Genomic DNA, 18,924 nt, shown 5'->3' with positions numbered 1-18,924 from the left:
TGTCCTTTTTATCTCTTTTACAGCAGACGTATCTGTGTCGTGGCTTTCATCTTTCTTCCTTCCACTGTTTCCATCTCAATGATAAAGGTTACATCCATCGGTACTTCCGGAGGAGTAGATTTAAGACACAGTCTCATTTCGGGGGAGGCCATCGGACCCATAGACAGCCATTGGTCTATGTTTGTTATCTTTTCTTCGTCCGAATATCCCCAAAGCAGACTTTTGCTTTTGTAGGAAACTATTTGCTTCGGATTAAGCCTGTCTATATAGAAGTATTGTTTAAGTTCGGTACCCGAAGGTTGTCCAAAGAGCGTTGTTTCAGCCTTTATGCTAAGGCTCTTTATCCCGGTAACCCTGTAGTTCCAGTCTTCCAATAGTGTAGTCAGTGTTCTCCCATCTATACGTTTTCGGGGGGAACTGTTTACATAATCATCCCTAAGTTGCCTTTCCAAGGGGATAATGTGGGAGGCAAGATCGCTTTCGAAATGAACCGACGCATTGTTTAACATCAAGTTATACCCCTCGTGATATTGTAGCGATGTTGCCTTCATCATTTTTATAAATTCTGGAAGCAGAGGTAGATTATCCGATCCGGTCATTATACTAAGAATGAACTTCTTTGCCTCTACCTGTCCATCTTGTATGGTATCTATAAAAGTCCACGTATCATTGCCCTTAATCTTTTCGGTCTTGTACTGGAGCGAGCTTGCCAATATATGCTTGCACTCTCTTGGATAGAAGATTAAATGGACATCAGGGGCGGTGGTAGGTTCCTTGAAGCAAGAGGTCGCAATCAGTGTCAACAGTACAAACGTCAATAAGGGTGATATCTGTTTTATTGGTTTTTTCATATCAATTGAATCTAAAATTGTGTATGATTTTCTTGTCAAACTTATATATTTACTCATCAGATGCCTGCCAGTAGTCATCTTACTTTTGGTATATTATTTCCTTTACAGCAAACGTATCTGTGTCGTGGCTTTCATCTTTCTTCCTTCCACTGTTTCCATCTCAATGATAAAGGTTACATCCGTCGGTACTTCCGGAGGAGTAGATCTAAGACAGAGTCTCATTTCGGGGGAGGCCATTGGATTCATAGAGAGCCATTGGTCTATGTTCGTTATCTTTTCTTCGTCCGAATATCCCCAGAGCAGATTTTTGCTTTTGTAGGAAACTATTTGCTTAGGATCAAGTCTGTCTATATGGAAGTATTGTTTAAGTTCTTCACCTGCAGGCTGCCCAAAGAGCGTTGTTTCTGCCTTTATGCTAAGGCTCTTTATTCCGGTAACTCTGTAGTTCCAGTCCCTTAATAGCGTTGCCATCTTCCCATCTATACGTTTTCGGGGGAGACTGTTTATGTAGTCATCTCTGAGTTGTCTTTCCAAGGGGATAATATGGGAGGCAAGATCGCTTTCTGCGTTAACTGATGGTTTTTTTAACATGAAGTTGTACCACTCGTAGTATCGTAGGGGAGTCGATTCTTTTTCTTTTGTGTACTTTGGAAGCAGAGGTAGATTATCCGATCCGGTCATTATACTAAGAATGAATTTCTTTGCCTCTGTCTGTCCATCTTGTATGGTATCTATAAAGGTCCACGTATCATTGCCCTTAATCTTTTCTGTCTTGTACTGGAGCGAGCTTGCCAATATATGCTTGCACTCTCTTGGATAGAAGATTAAATGGACATCAGGGGCAGTGGTAGGCTCCTTGAAGCAAGAGGTCGCAATCAGTGTCAACAGCACAAACGTCAATAAGGGTGATATCTGTTTTATTGTTTTTTTTATATCAATTGAATCTGAAGTTGTGAATGATTTTCTTATCAAACTTATATATAATCTCTTCAGACGTTTGCCAGTAGTCATCTTCACTTGTTTTATATTCACTGTTATTAGCTCTTCGGATCTTTTACAATAGACAAATCAAAGTCTTTGCCCGTCTTTAGGTTACTACAACCAACTGAGAGAACTGTGCAAATCAGTAATGAAAATAACTTCTTTGTGATCATAATAGTAGTGATATATGTGATAATAAGAAATTTATTGTCAATTTCTGTTTGGCTTATCGTGGATAAAGGTACTAATAAAACTTTAATATCAAAGATGTTTGTTTTTCCGTTGATCTGTTTTGATGTATAGGTTCTGTCGTGTAATAAAAAGAGAGCTTTTATAGGATTGTGTTTTTTATATATTCCATCCCGAAAAACACCTCCAAAACCCCGATTGATTTTTTCGCTCTTTCTTCTCGTTTTGAGAGGGTGAGCGAAATGTTAATTTGGGGTCTTTTTGTTTACATTTATTGGCTGTATTATTGAGAAAAAAGAGTGAACGTACTAAACGTTTCGGCTTAACGTGTTTAATTTTTCAGTAAACACGTTTATTGATTTCATTAAACACGTTTACCGGATTCACTTAACACGTTTAGAAATTTTATTTATAGTGTTGATAGTGAGATTTTTACCTGTTTTTGAGCGCAAGATGATGTTTTTTAGGAGCTTTTCTTTATTAGGAAATGTTTACACGAGGTCGGGATAAAATTCACCTCTATTAACGCGAAAAAGGGCGATGAAACGGACGAAGGAAAAATTTTTTCCGAATTTGAGATTTTTAGTATCTGATTGTTATTCATCTGTTTATGATTTTATCTCCTCTTTTCTGACGAGCAGGCAAAAATTTTTTCGCCCTGTCCGGAAAGTTTTTCGAGCCTTCATTTTTATATAAAAGTTCCTCTGAGGTTCCTTTTTATTCAGGATCTGGATGAGTAGTTTTTTGTACTTTACATTCCGCTTTAATATCTTTGTTGCAGGACTGCCAAACCATTTTTCGGAGAGTCTTACCGATGAAGAGTATCGGTAAAACAGGTGCTCCGAACAAGATATAAACAGAGAAAGCTATGAGGCATCTTACACAGAGTGAGATAGAAGTGCTGTTGCGGAATGGATGTACTTCGGAGGATTGGGATAAGATTACGGTATCGGAGAACTTTTTGCCGGATCGCTGTCGGAATGTAACCTTTATCGGGGAGTGTCGGATAGGGGATCTGTCCGGGTTTAGATCTTCCGAACATGGTTTCCATATCCCGAATGGTATCCGCAATGCCCTTATTCACGACTGCACCATAGGAGACAGAGTCTGTATAGAAAACGTGCATGAGTGTATCTCCAAGTACGATATAGGTAATGATGTAACGATAAAGAATGTCAATATCATAGCCATGAAAGGGGAGAGCTCTTTCGGGAACGGCTTGCCTGTGAGTGTGCTCAGGGAAACGGGAGGAACGGAGGTGATTTTGTGTGATCTGCTCACCTCCCACACGGCTTACCTGATGGCGGTGACGGCAACGAGAGACAGTCTGCTTCGCAGCCGGCTTCACGAGCTGTTCGCAACCTATGCAGCACAACGGCGGAGCGGTAGAGGGAAGATAGAAGATGGTGTCCGGATCAAGCATACGGGGAGTATCCTGAATGCCCGCATCGGAGCCGGATCAGTGATAGAAGGTGCCACGTATGTGGAGGAGTGCAGTGTGAACAGCAGACCGGATGCACCCGTCTATATCGGACACAATGTTATGGCAAAAGAGTTCATAGCCTCTTCGGGTTCGAGTATGAGCGGAGGAGCCACGATACAACGCTGTTTCATAGGGCAGAGTACCCGGATAGATCACCTTTATTCCGCACATGACTCTCTTTTCTTTGCCAATTGTCAGCTCGAAAATGGGGAGTCGTGTGCTGTGTTTGCAGGACCTTACACGGTCTCTATGCACAAGAGCAGCCTGCTTATTGCCGGGCATGTCTCTTTCCTTAATGCCGGTTCGGGCTCCAACCAGAGCAATCACTTGTATAAGCTTGGTCCTATTCATCAGGGCGTGATAGAGCGTGGATCCAAAACGACGAGCGACTCTTACATCCTTTGGCCATCGCGTATAGGTCCTTTCAGTCTCATTATGGGACGGCACGTGCACCACGTCGATACGTCGGACTTCCCCTTTTCTTATGTGATAGAGAACAACGATGAGACCTATCTTGTTCCCGGTGCCAACCTTAGAAGTGTGGGTACAATCCGCGATGCAAAGAAGTGGCCTGCACGAGACAGACGGGAACAGGAGGGGAGGTTGGACTGTATCAACTTTAATCTTCTCAGTCCGTACACCATTTCTAAAATGGTGAATGGTCATCGGAAACTGAGCGAACTGAGAAGCTACATCGGTGAGCATGGCAAGACCTATATATATAGGAATATAAATATTCGCTCGGCTGCTCTGGAAAAAGGGCTCGAAGCTTATCGCATGGGTATTGTAAAGTTTATCGGAAACTCCCTTATACAACGGTTGCAGGAGCGTATCCCGAAAAATGGAGCGGAGGTAGATGAGGTGCTGAAGCCGGATCATGATACCGGGCTGGGCGAATGGGTGGATCTTTGCGGACTGATAGCTCCTCAAAGATTGGTGCAGGAGATATTGGAGAATATTCGCAATGGTCTCTATAAAACGCCTGCGGATCTCAATAGGGCTTTTGAGCATCTGCACGCTTCCTATTATGATCTGGAGTGGGACTGGTCTTACAATCTGCTCAGAGAGTGGTACGGACTCTCGGAAAGGGAGGTGCTTACCGTACCGTTCCTGATAAAAGTGGTAGAGGAGTGGATGCAGGCGGTTCTCTCTTTGGATAGAATGCTCTATGCGGATGCCTGTAAAGAGTACAATATCGCTTCACGCATATATTTCTCTTCTGTCCCGGATGCCGAAAGAGGGGAGAGCAGCGTAGAGGATAACCCTTTTGTGCAGGAAGTATTAGACCATATCCGGCGAAAAGAAGCTTTGGGAAACGAGACCATCCAACGGCTTAAATCCTTGTGAATAGTAGTGTAAATGCTCTATGAACCCTCTTTATATCTTTCTTTTAGTGAGGAAAAACAGTGTGTCGGATAAAAAAGAAGGGGAGGAGTTGCAGAATTAAAATATCTATCGTATATTTGCAACGTAGATGGTTCAATTGGGAACTCTCAATTGATTAAAAGGGAATCCGGTGAGAATCCGGAACAGTACCCGCTGCTGTAATCTACTTGATGTTTTATCTTCGGATAGCATCACAGTTTGCAGAGAAACCACTGGTAGATGCCTGAAACGTAAAGACGTTCGAGACGAGGCTATCTCTGGGAAGGATGCAAATGGAGTGTAGAGAGTCAGAAGACCTGCCTTTTACGACTGATGGACACCTGCGGGAGACGGGCCTACATCAAACAAAGACATAGTTACGCATAAGAAACAGTAGTTTTTTGTTTGATAATGTTAGTGTTGGTCCCCGATAGGCTGTGGTTAGTCCGTCGGGGATAATTTTTTATATACGCACACGTAATTCATATATACACCATTGATGGACCAACACTAACGGTCATTCAATTATTTTTCTACTTCTTTAGTCGCGGGTGCCTACAACAAGTGTGATACTCCTTGTAGGCCCCCTTTTTTTAGTCGTTAATTATTTGTACGTGTAGTTGGTTCTTTTGACAGAAAGGAACAGCTCGTAAAGAAGAGGTTTATACCTCGAAAACAGAATAAGAGAAGGTCGAGGATTTGGCACCACAACGCCTAATCCCGGCTTCTCTTAGTTTGCAGGATTGCGTGTGGGTATATGGTTTGGTATGAATGACAGTATGACAAAAAGATATTTGGCTTTAGTGTTACCGGTGCTGGTCGCTATTTTTTTTGCTTTACCTCTTTTGGCGCAGGGTAAATCCATAGCTCTGCACGGTGTGGTGTATCTTGATGGTAATCCTACGAAGGGTATAGATGTCCGGCTTGAACCTGTGGGAAAACAGGTGAAGACCAATAAATCCGGCAGATATATCTTCTCTCCTGTCGTTCCCGGTACTTATACCGTTGTGGCTCAACTGCCCGGAGGAGATAGGGAAAAAGCTGTGGTAACCGTAGGGCAGACCAATAAACTGCAACACTTCTACTTCAACACCAAGACAGGAGTATTGGGAGAGGTTGCCGTTACTGCTGTTCGCAAGACGGATCGTTTGAGATTGGATCCCATAAAAACCGAGGTGATAGATGTCTCTCAATTCCACGAAAAGGCAACGAATATCCAGAATCTTCTTAATGCAAGTCCCGGAGTGCGTCTTCGTAATACGGGAGATGTCGGGGCAAGAAATGAGATCACCATCAATGGTTTCAGTGGCAGGTCTATAAAACTGATGCGGGACGGTATTCCGATAGACTACCTCGGCTCCAGTTTCGGACTCACAAAAATTCCGGTCAATGCCGTAGAGCGCATAGAGGTTTATAAGGGTGTGCTACCAACCGAAATAGGGATAGATGCCCTCGGAGGGGCTATCAATCTGGTCAGTAAGACCCCTCAAAGCTCGGAAGTCGAGTTGTCTTATAATATAGGTAGCTTTGGTTCCAATATTGCGACTCTTAATGCCATGAGAAGAATGGGCAGGCATATCTCCGTTGGAGTGTATGCTTTCGGCAATTTGGCTAAGAACGACTATCCGGTAAAAAATCTTCCCATCACGGATGAGGCCACCGGACGAAATATGCTTATAGAGGCAAGACTCTTTCATAATGGATTCAAGCAGTACCATGCGGAAGGATTTGTGAATGTGGAACAGCTAAGTTGGGCGGATCTGATACAGTTCAGGCTGACATCTTTCGGTCTACACCACGATATTCAGAATGACTTTACTACACGCAATCAGCCTTATGGACAGGCCTTTAGAAGAGAGCATGCCAAACTGATACCCTCTTTGACCTATCGTAAGAGCCTGTTTGAAGGCAAGCTCAATGCCACCCTGTTCGGAGTTTATAGCCATATCAACAACAATATGGTAGATACTCTGAGAAATACCTATTACGATTGGCGCGGAGTTCCGCATAAGGGCGTTGCCTCCAGTGGAGAGATGTCGGGAGGGCAGAAATCCATACCGGGTAAAGTGGGATTGGAGAGTAACAGCTACAATACCATACTAAGATCTCTTCTGAATCTTGCTCTTACTTCGGAACAAAACCTGACACTGAATGTGATGTACAATCATGTTCGATTTATAAGAGACGATTACGAAGCACCTTCATACTTGGGAAAATATCGTTACGATCGTTTAATCGCCGGACTGGGACACTCCGGGGCATGGTGGAATGGAAGGCTAAACACGATACTTCAAGCCAAACTCATCACGGCTCAAACGCATGATGATACCTATAATGAACCTGCTGTATTTAATAAAGGAGTGAGTCTTTCTCTTTCCGGAAAGTATGATGTTACTCCGAGATTCCTGTTGAGATCTTCTTTTGAAAAGACCTACCGAATGCCGGATAGGGCAGAGATCTTTGGAGATAATACCTTTATAGTACCTAATCTCAAGCTTGCTCCGGAACAGAGTAAGAATTTCAACATCGGTCTGAAGTGGCACAAACCGGGACAATATAACTTAGAGTTGAACTCCTATTTCAGGCACACGGAAAATCTTATCAAGATGAAGGAGATCAACCAATATCAAGGACAGTTTTTGAATTTGCAGAGTGTCAAAGGTTTTGGCTTGGAAATGGATGGATATATCAGGTTATTCAATGCAGTGAAAGTGCATGGAAACCTGACCTACAACGAGTTCCGATACAATGGCTCCATGAACAATATGCAGAATGACAATCACTATAAAGATGCGAGAATAAGCAATACACCATTTTTCTATGCCAATCTTGGGATAGAGTATGCGTTCAAAAGTCTTTTTGGAAAGCGGAACAATACCCTGAAAACATACTGGCAGTACAGCTATGTACACCAATATTATCTCGATTTTATAGAGCGACGTTTTGAACCGGATGGATTTCTGGGTCTCTTCGGAGAGTCTAAGATCAATACGAACAGAATTATTCCCAATCAACATGTACATACCATTGGAGCATCTTACGATACCGAAATCAGAAAGCATCGTATCAAACTGGGTTTGGAAATACGTAACCTCTTCGACAGAGAGGTGTATAACCATTTCAAGATGCAGAATGCCGGACGAAGTATTTGGGCTAAGATGGTCTATCTGATAAGATGAATAGATATACAACCACATTAAAATTAAACACACATTATGATGAACTTTAGGAAAATTTCTTTGGCACTTCTAACCATGTGCCTTTTTGCATTTACCGCTTGTAATACCCAAGGTCCGGACAAACCGAACAATGGAGACGAGCAAGAAGCTATTCCGTACATTTTATCGGCAGAGGATGCATCCAATGCGGACATTACCCGCTTCTATGCGTTTGATCCGACAAAAGTGTTGGGTACGACAGAGACTTATGATCTCATAGCTAAAACAGATCTGTTTACCAACTCAGATCCTTCCACCTCAGCAGGACACCACTCATTAGGAAAGTATTTTTTTGCCATGGCAAAGGATAAAAAAGGGATGTCTGCCACTCCCGGTGTATTCCGTTTGACTCTCAATGACAAGAAGGAGGTTGTGATAAATGAGAGCTTGACGATAGTGAAAGGAAGCTTTTACCCTAAGCGCCTTGGCTTTTTGGATAAAAACACTGCATTTTACAGCAGAGAAGACAAGCCAAGGGTAATAAGCATTTTCAACCCTTACACCATGCAGCTGACAGGTGAAATAGACTTTAATGAAGCGATCAAAGCATTCAAGCCGGATGCCAAGTATGTGGATGCAAAAGGGAATAACCTTGTTCGTACCGGTTCATTCTCGATAGATGCAAGAGCAGGTAAGCTCTTTGTCAGCGTGGTATTTCTCAATGGTAAGTCTTTCAACGAAATTGGCGAAGAGTACGACAGTTATTATGTAGCTGTTGCCGATATTGCCACTAAAAAGGTAGAGAAGATTATTTCTTATAAAGGTGTTCGTAACGTGGGTATTGTGCAGGCAGAAAACTCACCTACAAGCATAGACGAAAAGGGTAATATCTACTACCTCTCTTGGGGATGGAATGGACGAGGAGTTCAAGGAGACTCGAAAGTTTTCCGCATAAAGGCAGGAGCTACCGAGTTTGATGACAACTGGGAGTTCGATATTCAAAAAACATTCGGCAACCATCGCATAGCACAATCTATGATTGCTTATAACGGAAAGATCTATCTTCATATTTCCAAAACCGATTACAGGTTTGGAACAAAAAATACAGATAAGATAGAGATGGAGTATTACGAACTCGATCCGGCAACAATGGTCTACAAACAACTTCCTATACCGGCATCCAATATCTCTTCACGTATGAATGTCTTTAGCGTGGTAGATGGTAAGCTGTTTGTCTGCGTCCCGAATAGAGAGGAAGGTAAGTTCAACGGACTTTACTCCGTAGATAAGGCAGGTAAGGTAGAGAAGGTAATGAGTGTGAAGAATCAATACCGCCCCGTACGCCTTTATAAGCTTACCAAGGAGTAAGATCCTTAATTTAACACATCCTCAATAGGAGATGCCATGTCATTTTTGCTTTTAGATTTCCGGCTGTGAAAACAGTCGTGGAAAGAATAAAGAGGATGACATGGTGTCTTTTTTCTTTTTGAAGGAGATAATCCATACATTTACTCCCATATAATTACTTTTGCTACGGATATGATGCGTAGCCAATACTTTTTTCTTTACAGATTACAATATGAAGTCAACAGTAAAGATCTCTCTGATAACTTCGGTGGTTTTGCTTCTTTTTGTTGCAGCCGGTTGGTTCATCTGGGCAAGGTATCTCTCTCCTACCCGTATAGCTCTTTACGCATTCAAGACATACAGGGCGACGGATATAGCTTTGTCGAATAAAAACCCGATGATACACTTCGATGCTTACGAGCAGGAGGATGTGGACAAGCTTAAAGGGTACGACTTTATCATCTGCAATGGTATGGGGCTTCGGCTTTCTGCGGAGGAGCGTGATGCTTTGCAACGTTTGGCAAGTAAGGGTGTCCCTATCATTATGCACGCTTCCACCGATAGCAGGAACGAAATGTGCAGCATGGATAGTATTCACTGTGCTACCATTTCGGCTTATCTCTCTGCGGGAAACATGGTCAATTACCAAAACATGGCAAACTATGTCCGAAAGTATATAGACCGAAAGAGCTTCCGAGTCACGGATCCTGAACCGCCCACCGAGAGTATAGAGGAGGTTTTCTTTGACCTTGAAGAGGGTGTGCACTTCTTTACGATAGACGAGTACGATGCCTACACCAGGAAAAAAGGCTTGTACAAAGAGGGTGCAAAGCGAGTAGCTCTCGTCATCGGCTTGCACAATCCTTTCAGAGGTAACAAACAACACCTCGACAGCATCATCGTCTCCATGAGAAACGCAGGGCATAATGTCTATCCTATTTTTGCCAAAGACAAAAGGCTGGAGATGCTAAAGTCTGCCAATCCTGATGCTGTCATTTACACGGCAATGGGTCGTCTTTCCATGGGAGAAGGGGACGAAGTGGTAGAGTGGCTCAAAGAGACCAATATCCCACTGTTTACACCTCTTACCAGCTTGGAGTTGGAAGAAGATTGGATGGCTAATCCGATGGGACTCGTTGGCGGCATATTGGGACAGGGAGTAGTGATGCCGGAGATAGACGGAGCTGTTTACCCTTATGCTCTGATTGCACAGGAGAAAAACAGAGAAGGCTTTTATCTCTTCAAAACCATACCGGACAGACTTCGCACTTTTACCGATATTGTCTCCCGGACAATAGCTCTCAAGGGTAAGAAAAACTCAGAAAAGAAGCTCGCCATCTACTTCTTCAAAGGAGCCGGACAGCAGACACTTTTAGCGCAGTCCCTCGAAACCATTCCATCTCTTCACAATCTCCTTTTGCGTTTGAGAGCAGAGGGGTATAAGGTAGAGAATCTTCCCGAAACACCGGAAGAGCTTGGACGAATGCTCATGTCTCAAGGCGTTATCCTTGATCCTTATGCAGAGGGAGTACAGCAGGAGTTTCTCCAAAAGGGCAATCCGGCTCTCATCAAAAAGTCTCTCTATGAAGAGTGGGTGAAAAGCTCCATATTCCCGGAGAAGTACAAAGAAGTAACAGACCTTTACGGCGAAGCTCCGGGAAGCTATATGAGTACTGAAGCAGATGGAGAGCCTGCCATTGCAGTGGCTAGACTCGACTTTGGAAACGTTGCGCTGCTTCCACAACCAATGGCAGCCGTGGGCGACGATGCGTTTGCCATCGTTCACGGAGCAAAGTCTCCACCTCCACACCCTTATATTGCCTCATACCTCTGGATGCAGCATGGCTTCAAGGCAGATGCTGTTTTGCATTTCGGTACACACGGCAGCCTTGAATTTACACCGGAGAAGCAGGTTGCTCTCAGCAGTGCAGACTGGAGTGATCGTCTTATCGGCTCAGTTCCCCACTTCTATTACTACACCATAGCAAACATCGGAGAGTGCATCATAGCCAAACGCCGCACCTACGCAGCCATAACCTCATACCTTATGCCGCCGTTCATGGAGAGCAATACGAGAGGGCAGCTGGCGGATCTTCAAGGCAAGATACGCGCTTACTTCAAGTCCCCCGACCCTAAAGACAAAGCTTCGATAGCGGTAAAAGAGAGTGCCATGGCACTTGGAATACACCGCTACCTCCGTTTAGACAGCATTCCTGCCAAGCCTTATACTCAGGAAGAGATAGAGCAGATAGACAACTTTGCCGAGGAGATTGCCAATGAGAAAGTAAATGGCGAGCTGTACATCACCGGCGTACCTTATTCCAAAGAGAAGATTCTCACCACCGTCATGGCGATGAGTGCGGATCCCATTGCTTACAGTATTGCACGCATAGACCGCCTCTCCGGCAAGGTGGATACGGAAAAGCTCCGCAGCAACGTCTATTTTACGGAGCATTATCTCGCTCCTGCAAAGTCGGTCGTTCGGCAGATCCTTTCCGGCAGAGCTGTCGATTCTCTTTTCGTTAGCAGTGTTATCGGAGTCTCTCCGGCTGAAATCCGTGAGGCACATACACTATTGGCACCGCCCAAGAGGGCAATGGGGGGAGGACGTATGCCGAAAGAGGTGCGCCAACATACTAAGGAGGAGAGAGAGAAAGCTTTTGCCATTGTTGAGGCGGAGCGTACTCTTTACGATGTGAAAAAGTATAAGAACGCATTGGAAGAGAGTCCGGAAGCCGAGCTAAAAGGAGTATTGAATGCTCTTGCCGGCGGATACAATGCTCCCTCTTCCGGAGGTGATGCCATTGCCAATCCGTCTGCCGTCCCGACGGGCAGGAATCTCTACTCCGTGAATGCCGAAGCCACTCCCACCGAGAAGGCTTGGGAAGATGGTATCTCTCTGGTCAATGCCACTCTTGCCCGATACAAGAAACAGCACGGAGACTATCCGAGGAAGGTGAGCTTCACGTTCTGGAGCGGAGAGTTTATCGAAAGCGAAGGTACTACCATTGCCCAGGCTCTTTATATGTTGGGCGTGGAGCCTGTGAGGGACTCTCACGGACGGGTAACGGATCTCAGGCTCATTCCTGCTTCCGAGCTTGGACGTCCCCGTATAGACATAGTGGTACAGACATCCGGACAGTTCCGCGACCTTGCCGCATCTCGTCTGATGTATATCACTCGTGCGGTGGAGATGGCAGCCGAAGCCAAGGATGAAGGCTATGAAAACAAGGTGAAGTCTTCTTCCGTCGAGGTCGAGCGTCTGTTGGTAGAGCAGGGCGTCTCTCCGCAAGAGGCACGGGAGCTTTCCACCAAGCGCGTCTTCGGAGGACTCAATGGCATGTACGGCACCAAGATCAAGGAGGTCATTGCAAGTAGCGATCGCTGGTCTTCCGATGAGGAGATCGCCAATGCCTATATCAACAATATGGGAGCAATGTATGGAACAGAGGAGGAGTGGGGAGCATTCAACGAACACCTCTTCAGGGCTGTGCTGCATGATGCCGATCTGGTGGTTCAGCCTCGTCAGAACAATACCTGGGGAGCGTTGAGCCTCGATCATGTCTATGAGTTCATGGGAGGGATCAACGCAGCCATCCGCAGCGTGACGGGGAAAGATCCGGACGCTGTCTTTGCCGACTATCGCAACCGCAACAACATCCGCATACAGGAGTTGAAAGAAGCCATCGGAGTGGAAGCACGTGCCACCATACTCAATCCGAACTTCGTGAAAGAGACCCTCAAAGGCGGTGCGAGCAGTGCTCAAGGCGTGCTCGATGTCGTCTCCAACACATTCGGCTGGAGTGCCACCAAGCCCGATGTGATAGACAACGAACTATGGGACGAGATGTACGAGATGTACGTGAAAGATGTTCACAATCTCGGCACGAACGAGTTTTTCAAAGAGATAAATCCGGCATCCTTCCAAGAGATCACAGCCATCATGCTCGAAAGCAGCCGCAAGGGTATGTGGAAAGCCTCGCCGGACAAGGTGGCGCATCTTGCAGAGCTTCATGCCGGGTTGGTCAAAGAGTTCGGATCCGCCGGCAGCGGATTCTCCGCCACCAACCCCAAGCTGCAGGAGTATATTGCACAACAGCTCCGCCCGGACGACGCAAAGAGCTACAACAACGCGCTCTCCAAGATGAAAAATGCCGCCGCCGTTCCCGAAGCAGACAAAGAGAGTGTCCGGCTGCAACGAGAAAACCTCACCCACTCTCACCTCTCGGACACAAAGACCATCCTCACCAACAGCATCGTCATCGCCATCGGAGCCATCCTGCTCTTCTTCTTTATTCTTGTCGTGATAAAGAAAAGACGCCGATAAGCAACATCCGAGAGCGGCACCGAGCCGATCCGAACCCCAAAGAGACCTCGAACAGACCCCTTCGAGGTCTCTTTTTTTCTCCCGAAAGATCCCATGAAAAGCCCAACCGTCATACCCTGAAAACGGACAAAACTTACACCTCGGCGCAAGTCAAAAAAAACTGCCTGCCGAGAGAGAAAAACTTTCATACCCGTGAAAAAAAATCTCCATACGCACAAAAATCTCCTCCCATTCGCACAAAAATCTCCTCCCTTTCGTACAAAAAAAACCTTCTTTCCGCACAAAAATCCTCTCCTTTCCGCACAAAAATCTCCTCCTTTTCGCACAAAAATCTCCTCCCTTTCGCACAAAAATCTTCTCCTTTTCGCACAAAAACCTCCTCCTTTCCGCACAAAAATCTCCTCCTATTCGCACAAAAACCTCCTCCTTTCCGTACAAAAATCACCTCCTTTCCGCACAAAAATCTTCTCCTTTCCGCACAAAAATCCCCTCCCATTCGCACAAAAACCTCCTCCTTTTCGCACAAAAATCCCCTCCCATTCGCACAAAAACCTCCTCCTTTCCGCACAAAAATCTCCTCCTATTCGCACAAAAATCTCCTCCCTTTCGCACAAAAATCTCCTCCTTTCCGCACAAAAATCTCCTCCTTTCCGCACAAAAACCTCCTCCTTTCCGCACAAAAATCTTCTTCTTTTCGCACAAAAACCTCCTCCTTTCCGCACAAAAATCTCCTCCCATTCGCACAAAAATCTTCTCCTTTCCGCACAAAAATCCCCTCCCTTTCGCACAAAAATCTCCTCCTTTCCGCACAAAAATCCCCTCCTTTCCGTAAAAAATCTCCTCCCTTTCGCACAAAAATCTTCTCCTTTCCGTACAAAAACCTCCTCCATTTCGCACAAAAACCTCCTCCTTTCCGTAAAAAATCTCCTCCCATTCGCACGAAAATATATTTTTGTGCGCAGACAAAAATATGTCCGCAAGTATAAAAAATATTTCCAATTCGTATAAAAATATATTTTCCTGCCTATGAAAATATATTTTTATACCCGGATCGCCACAACTCTTATGCTAAAGAAAATACTTTTTCTGCGCACGCAGATATTTTTTCGTCCGCATGAAAATTTTTTTCTATGCCCATGAAAATTTTTTTTCTTGGCCACGGAAATTTTTTTTCTTGGCCACGAAAATTTATTTTCTTGGCCACAAAAATTTTTTTTCTTGGCCACGGAAATTTTTTTTCTTGGCCACGGAAATTTTTTTTCTTGGCCACGGAAATTTTTTTTCTTGGCCACAAAATTTATTTTCTTACCTACGGAAATATTTTTTCTTACCTACGAAAATATTTTTTCTTACCTACGAAAATATTTTTTCTTACCTACGGAAATTTATTTTCTTACCTACGAAAATATTTTTTCTTACCTACAAAAATATTTTTTCGTGCGCACGTAATTTTTTTTTCGTGCGCACATAAATTTTTTTTCGTGCGAAAAAAAGCAGTGCCGGCACTTATCGCACCGGCACTGCCCGAATTTGTCTACAATATTTTACGCCCCGCCACTTCGGGGTGAGGGAAATTCCCCTCAATCTTAATCAGTTTTTAACCGTCCACCCTTTGTCTGTGGCTATCTTCTTGTTGCACGCTGCCGTACCCGGATTACCTTTGATCCAGATCTTCTTCTCGCCGGAGGTCTGCCCTTTTACATCGGGAAGTGTGCGGAATATCTCGTTCAGCGTCTCCGCGCTCAGCTTACAGTGGTTGACCAACAACTCATCATTTATGCTGCGCGAGATCTTCAAGGAGCTAAGATTCGGGTTATTCCCGCAGGAGAATCGTGTCAAAGCCGTGTTCTTGCTCACATCCAGCGAGGTGAGGGAGTTAGAGTAGCAGAACAACCATACCAAAGCGGTGTTCTTGCTCACATCCAGCGAGGTGAGGGAGTTATAGGAGCAGTCCAAATAAGTCAAAGCGGTGTTCTTGCTCACATCCAGCGAGGTGAGGAAGTTAGAGGAGCAGTCCAACACTTTCAACACGGTGTTCTTGCTCACATCCAGCGAGGTGAGGGAGTTAGAGTGGCAGTACAACCTCGTTACCTTTCCATACACCGTAACGGTCTGCGAGCCGAGTGTGTACCATTTATTGATGTCAAATTCGGTTACGCTCTCGCCTGCATCTTTGACCTTGTTGTTGTTCAGGTCTATCCAGACATTCGGACGGTCTGCCGGCTCGGCGCCGATTGGAAGCTTTATCTTCTCGCCGACGGCTCTCGTTGTCCTCATCGTCACGCTGTAGCCGGCAAGCGGAGTATCTTCGACATCCAATTTCCAGCCTTTGTCTGTGGCTATCTTCTTGTTGCACGCATCCGTGCCCGGATTACCTTTGATCCAGATCTTCTTCTCGCCGGAGGTCTGCCCTTTTACATCGGGAAGTGTGCGGAATATCTCGTTCAGCGTCTCCGTGCTCAGCTTACAGCGGTAGACCCACAACGCATCATTTATGCTGCTTGAGATCTTCAAGGAGCTCAGATTCGGGTTATTATCGCAGGAGAATCGTGTCAAAGCGGTGTTCTTGCTCACATCCAGCGAGGTGAGGGAGTTAGAGCCGCAGTTCAACGTTCTCAAAGCGGTGTTCTTGCTCACATCCAGCGAGGTGAGAGAGTTAGAGTAGCAGACCAAGAATTTCAACTTCGTGTTCTTGCTCACATCCAGCGAGGTGAGGGAGTTATAGGAGCAGTACAACACTGTCAAAGCCGTGTTCTTGCTCACATCCAGCGAGGTGAGGGAGTTAGAGGAGCACACCAACTCTGTCAAAGCCGTGTTCTTGCTCACATCCAGCGAGGTGAACTTGTTAGAGCCGCAGTGCAACCCGGTTACCTTTCCATGCACCGTAACGGTCCGGGAGCCGAGTGTGTACTCTTTATTGGTGCCAAATACGGTTACGCTCTCGCCTGCATCTTTGACCTTGTTGTTGTTCAGGTCTATCCAGATATTCGGATGGTCTGCCGGTTCGGCATAGATCTTAAGCTTTATCTTCTCGCCGACGGTTAGCGTTGTCGTCATCGTCATGCTGTTGCCGGCAGGCGGAGGAGGAGTATCTTCGACATCCAATTTCCAGCCTTTGTCCTTGGCTATCTTCTTGTTGCACGTATACGTGCCCGGATTGTCTCTGATATATAGCTCTTTCACCCCTTCTGTCTGCCCTTTTACATCGGGAAGTGTGCGGAATATCTCGTTCAGCGTCTCCGCACTCAGCTTACAGCCGTTGACCCACAAATCATCATTTATGCTGCTCGAGATCTTCAAGGAGCTAAGATTCGGGTTATTCCCGCAGGAGAATCGTCTCAAAGCCGTGTTCTTGCTCACATCCAGCGAGGTGAGGGAGTTATAGCCGCAGTACAACACTGTCAAAGCCGTGTTCTTGCTCACATCCAGGGAGGTGAGGGAGTTATAGGGGCAGCCCAACTCTGTCAAAGCCGTGTTCTTGCTCACATCCAGCGAGGTGAGGGAGTTAGCGATGCAGAGCAACTCGGTTACCTTTCCATACACCGTAACGGTCTGCGAGCCGAGCTTGTACTCTTGATAGGAGCCAAATACGGTTACGCTCTCGCCTGCATCTTTGACCTTGTTGTTGTTCAGGTCTATCCAGACATTCGGACGGTCTGCCGGCTCGGCGTCGATCCGAAGCTCTATCTTCTCGCCCACGGCTCTCGTTGTCGTCATCGTCATGCTGTTGCCGGCAGGAGGAGGAGGAGGAGGAGGAGGAGTATCTCCGACATCCAATTTCCAGCCTTTGTCCTTGGCTATCTTCTTGTTGCACGCCGCCGTACCCGGATTACCTTTGATATATAGCTCTTTCTTCCCTTCTGTCTGCCCTTTTACATCGGGAAGTGTGCGGAATATCTCGTTCAGTGTCTCCGCGCTCAGCTTACACTTTCTGATCCATAACTCGTCCTTTATGCTGCTCGAGATCTTCAAGGAGCTTAGATTCGGGTTATTCTCGCAGGAGAATATTGTCAAAGCGGTGTTCTTGCTCACATCCAGCGAGGTGAGGGAGTTAGAGGAGCAGTACAACGTTGTCAAAGCGGTGTTCTTGCTCACATCCAGAGAGGTGAGGGAGTTAGAGGAGCAGTTCAACACTGTCAAAGCCGTGTTCTTGCTCACATCCAGAGAGGTAAACTTGTTAGAGCCACAGTACAACACTGTCAAAGCGGTGTTCTTGCTCACATCCAGCGAGGTGAGGGAGTTAGAGGTGCAGTTCAACTCTGTCAAAGCGGTGTTCTTGCTCACATCCAGAGAGGTGAACTTGTTAGAGCCGCAGTACAACTCTGTCAAAGCGGTGTTCTTGCTCACATCCAGCGAGGTGAGGGAGTTAGAGTAGCAGTGCAACACTGTCAAAGCGGTGTTCTTGCTCACATCCAGAGAGGTGAGGGAGTTATCGGTGCAGTACAACGTTGTCAAAGCCGTGTTCTTGCTCACATCCAGCGAGGTGAGGGAGTTATAGTTATAGGAGCAGTTCAACACTTTCAAAGCTATATTCTTGCTCACATCCAGAGAGGTTATCTTCTGACCATAGCAGTTCAAGTAGCTTACCATTCCATACACCGTAACGGTCTGTGCAGCGAGTGTGTACTCTTGGTCGGAGTTAAATCCGGTTACGCTCTCGCCTGCATCTTTGACCTTGTTGTTGTTCAGGTCTATCCAGACATTCGGACGGTCTGCCGGCTCGGCGTTGATCCAAAGCTCTATCTTCTCGCCGACGGCTTTCTTTGTCGTCATCGTCATGCTGTTGCCGGCAGGCGGAGGAGGAGTATCTCCGACATCCAATTTCCAGCCTTTGTCTTCGGGTATCTTCTTGTTGCACGCTGCCGTACCCGGATTACCTTTGATATATAGCTCTTTCTTCCCTTCTGTCTGCTCTTTCACATCGGGAAGCGTGGTGAATATCTCGTTCAGTGTCTCCGCGCTCAGCTTGCAGTCGTTGCAGTCCAAATAGTTGTTTATACTGCTACTGATCTTTACGGAGCTTAGGTTTTTATTCTTCTCACAGTCCAGAGATGTCAGAGCCTTGTTCTTGCTCACATCCAGCGAGGTGAGACTGTTAGAGTAGCAGACCAATCCTGTCAAAGCGGTGTTCTTGCTCACATCCAGGGAGGTTATCTTCTGACCATAGCAGTTCAAGTAGCTTACCTTTCCATACACCGTAACGGTCTGTGCAGCGAGTGTGTA

At 45.7% G+C, this 18,924-nt stretch carries 9 protein-coding genes and 1 riboswitch; of the genes, 4 read left to right on the top strand and 5 right to left on the bottom strand.

Annotated features, from left to right (window positions below; all coding sequences use genetic code 11):
* Window positions 1-17: 17 nt before the first annotated feature.
* Together HQ43_RS02370 and HQ43_RS02365 are read right to left on the bottom strand one after the other, a co-directional pair.
* Window positions 18-851 (bottom strand): hypothetical protein, encoded by an 834-nt coding sequence (locus tag HQ43_RS02370; protein ID WP_036789215.1) that lies wholly within the window; start codon window positions 849-851, stop codon window positions 18-20.
* A gap of 102 nt (window positions 852-953) precedes the next feature.
* On the bottom strand, window positions 954-1,736 hold the full coding sequence (locus HQ43_RS02365) for a hypothetical protein (protein WP_036789213.1): 783 nt from the start codon (window positions 1,734-1,736) through the stop codon (window positions 954-956).
* Between the two features lie 1,153 nt (window positions 1,737-2,889).
* On the opposite strand from HQ43_RS02365, the gene HQ43_RS02360 reads away from it, so the two are divergent.
* The 4 genes from HQ43_RS02360 (at window position 2,890) to HQ43_RS02345 (ending at window position 13,701) form a co-directional block, all read left to right on the top strand.
* The gene (locus HQ43_RS02360) at window positions 2,890-4,851 is read left to right on the top strand and encodes a DUF4954 family protein (RefSeq protein ID WP_036789211.1); all 1,962 of its coding nucleotides are present in this window, start codon (window positions 2,890-2,892) and stop codon (window positions 4,849-4,851) included.
* A 111-nt stretch (window positions 4,852-4,962) separates the two neighbouring features.
* A riboswitch (cobalamin riboswitch) is annotated at window positions 4,963-5,208 on the top strand.
* A gap of 440 nt (window positions 5,209-5,648) precedes the next feature.
* Window positions 5,649-8,048 (top strand): TonB-dependent receptor, encoded by a 2,400-nt coding sequence (locus tag HQ43_RS02355; protein WP_161785873.1) that lies wholly within the window; start codon window positions 5,649-5,651, stop codon window positions 8,046-8,048.
* A 39-nt stretch (window positions 8,049-8,087) separates the two neighbouring features.
* Entirely contained in the window at window positions 8,088-9,395 is a 1,308-nt protein-coding gene (locus HQ43_RS02350; RefSeq protein ID WP_152567465.1) for a hypothetical protein, read from the top strand.
* Window positions 9,396-9,606: 211 nt separating this feature from the next.
* Window positions 9,607-13,701, top strand: coding sequence for a cobaltochelatase subunit CobN (locus HQ43_RS02345; RefSeq protein WP_036789205.1), 4,095 nt, complete (start codon window positions 9,607-9,609; stop codon window positions 13,699-13,701).
* Between the two features lie 441 nt (window positions 13,702-14,142).
* Here the strand turns inward: HQ43_RS02345 and HQ43_RS09775 are convergent, their stop codons facing one another.
* The 3 genes from HQ43_RS09775 to HQ43_RS10200 form a co-directional block, all read right to left on the bottom strand.
* Complete coding sequence (locus HQ43_RS09775; RefSeq protein WP_152567464.1) at window positions 14,143-14,700, bottom strand: hypothetical protein; 558 nt, start codon at window positions 14,698-14,700, stop codon at window positions 14,143-14,145.
* Between the two features lie 64 nt (window positions 14,701-14,764).
* Entirely contained in the window at window positions 14,765-14,971 is a 207-nt protein-coding gene (locus tag HQ43_RS02335; RefSeq protein ID WP_152567462.1) for a hypothetical protein, read from the bottom strand.
* Between the two features lie 320 nt (window positions 14,972-15,291).
* The coding region (locus tag HQ43_RS10200; protein WP_455430391.1) for a hypothetical protein at window positions 15,292-18,924 on the bottom strand (3,633 nt) is incomplete at its 5' end.

The organism is Porphyromonas canoris (assembly GCF_000769115.1).
GTDB classification, from domain to species: Bacteria; Bacteroidota; Bacteroidia; order Bacteroidales; family Porphyromonadaceae; genus Porphyromonas_A; species Porphyromonas_A canoris.
The sequence above is the reverse complement of the archived record's forward strand: the minus strand, read 5'-3'. Positions and strand labels throughout refer to the sequence as shown.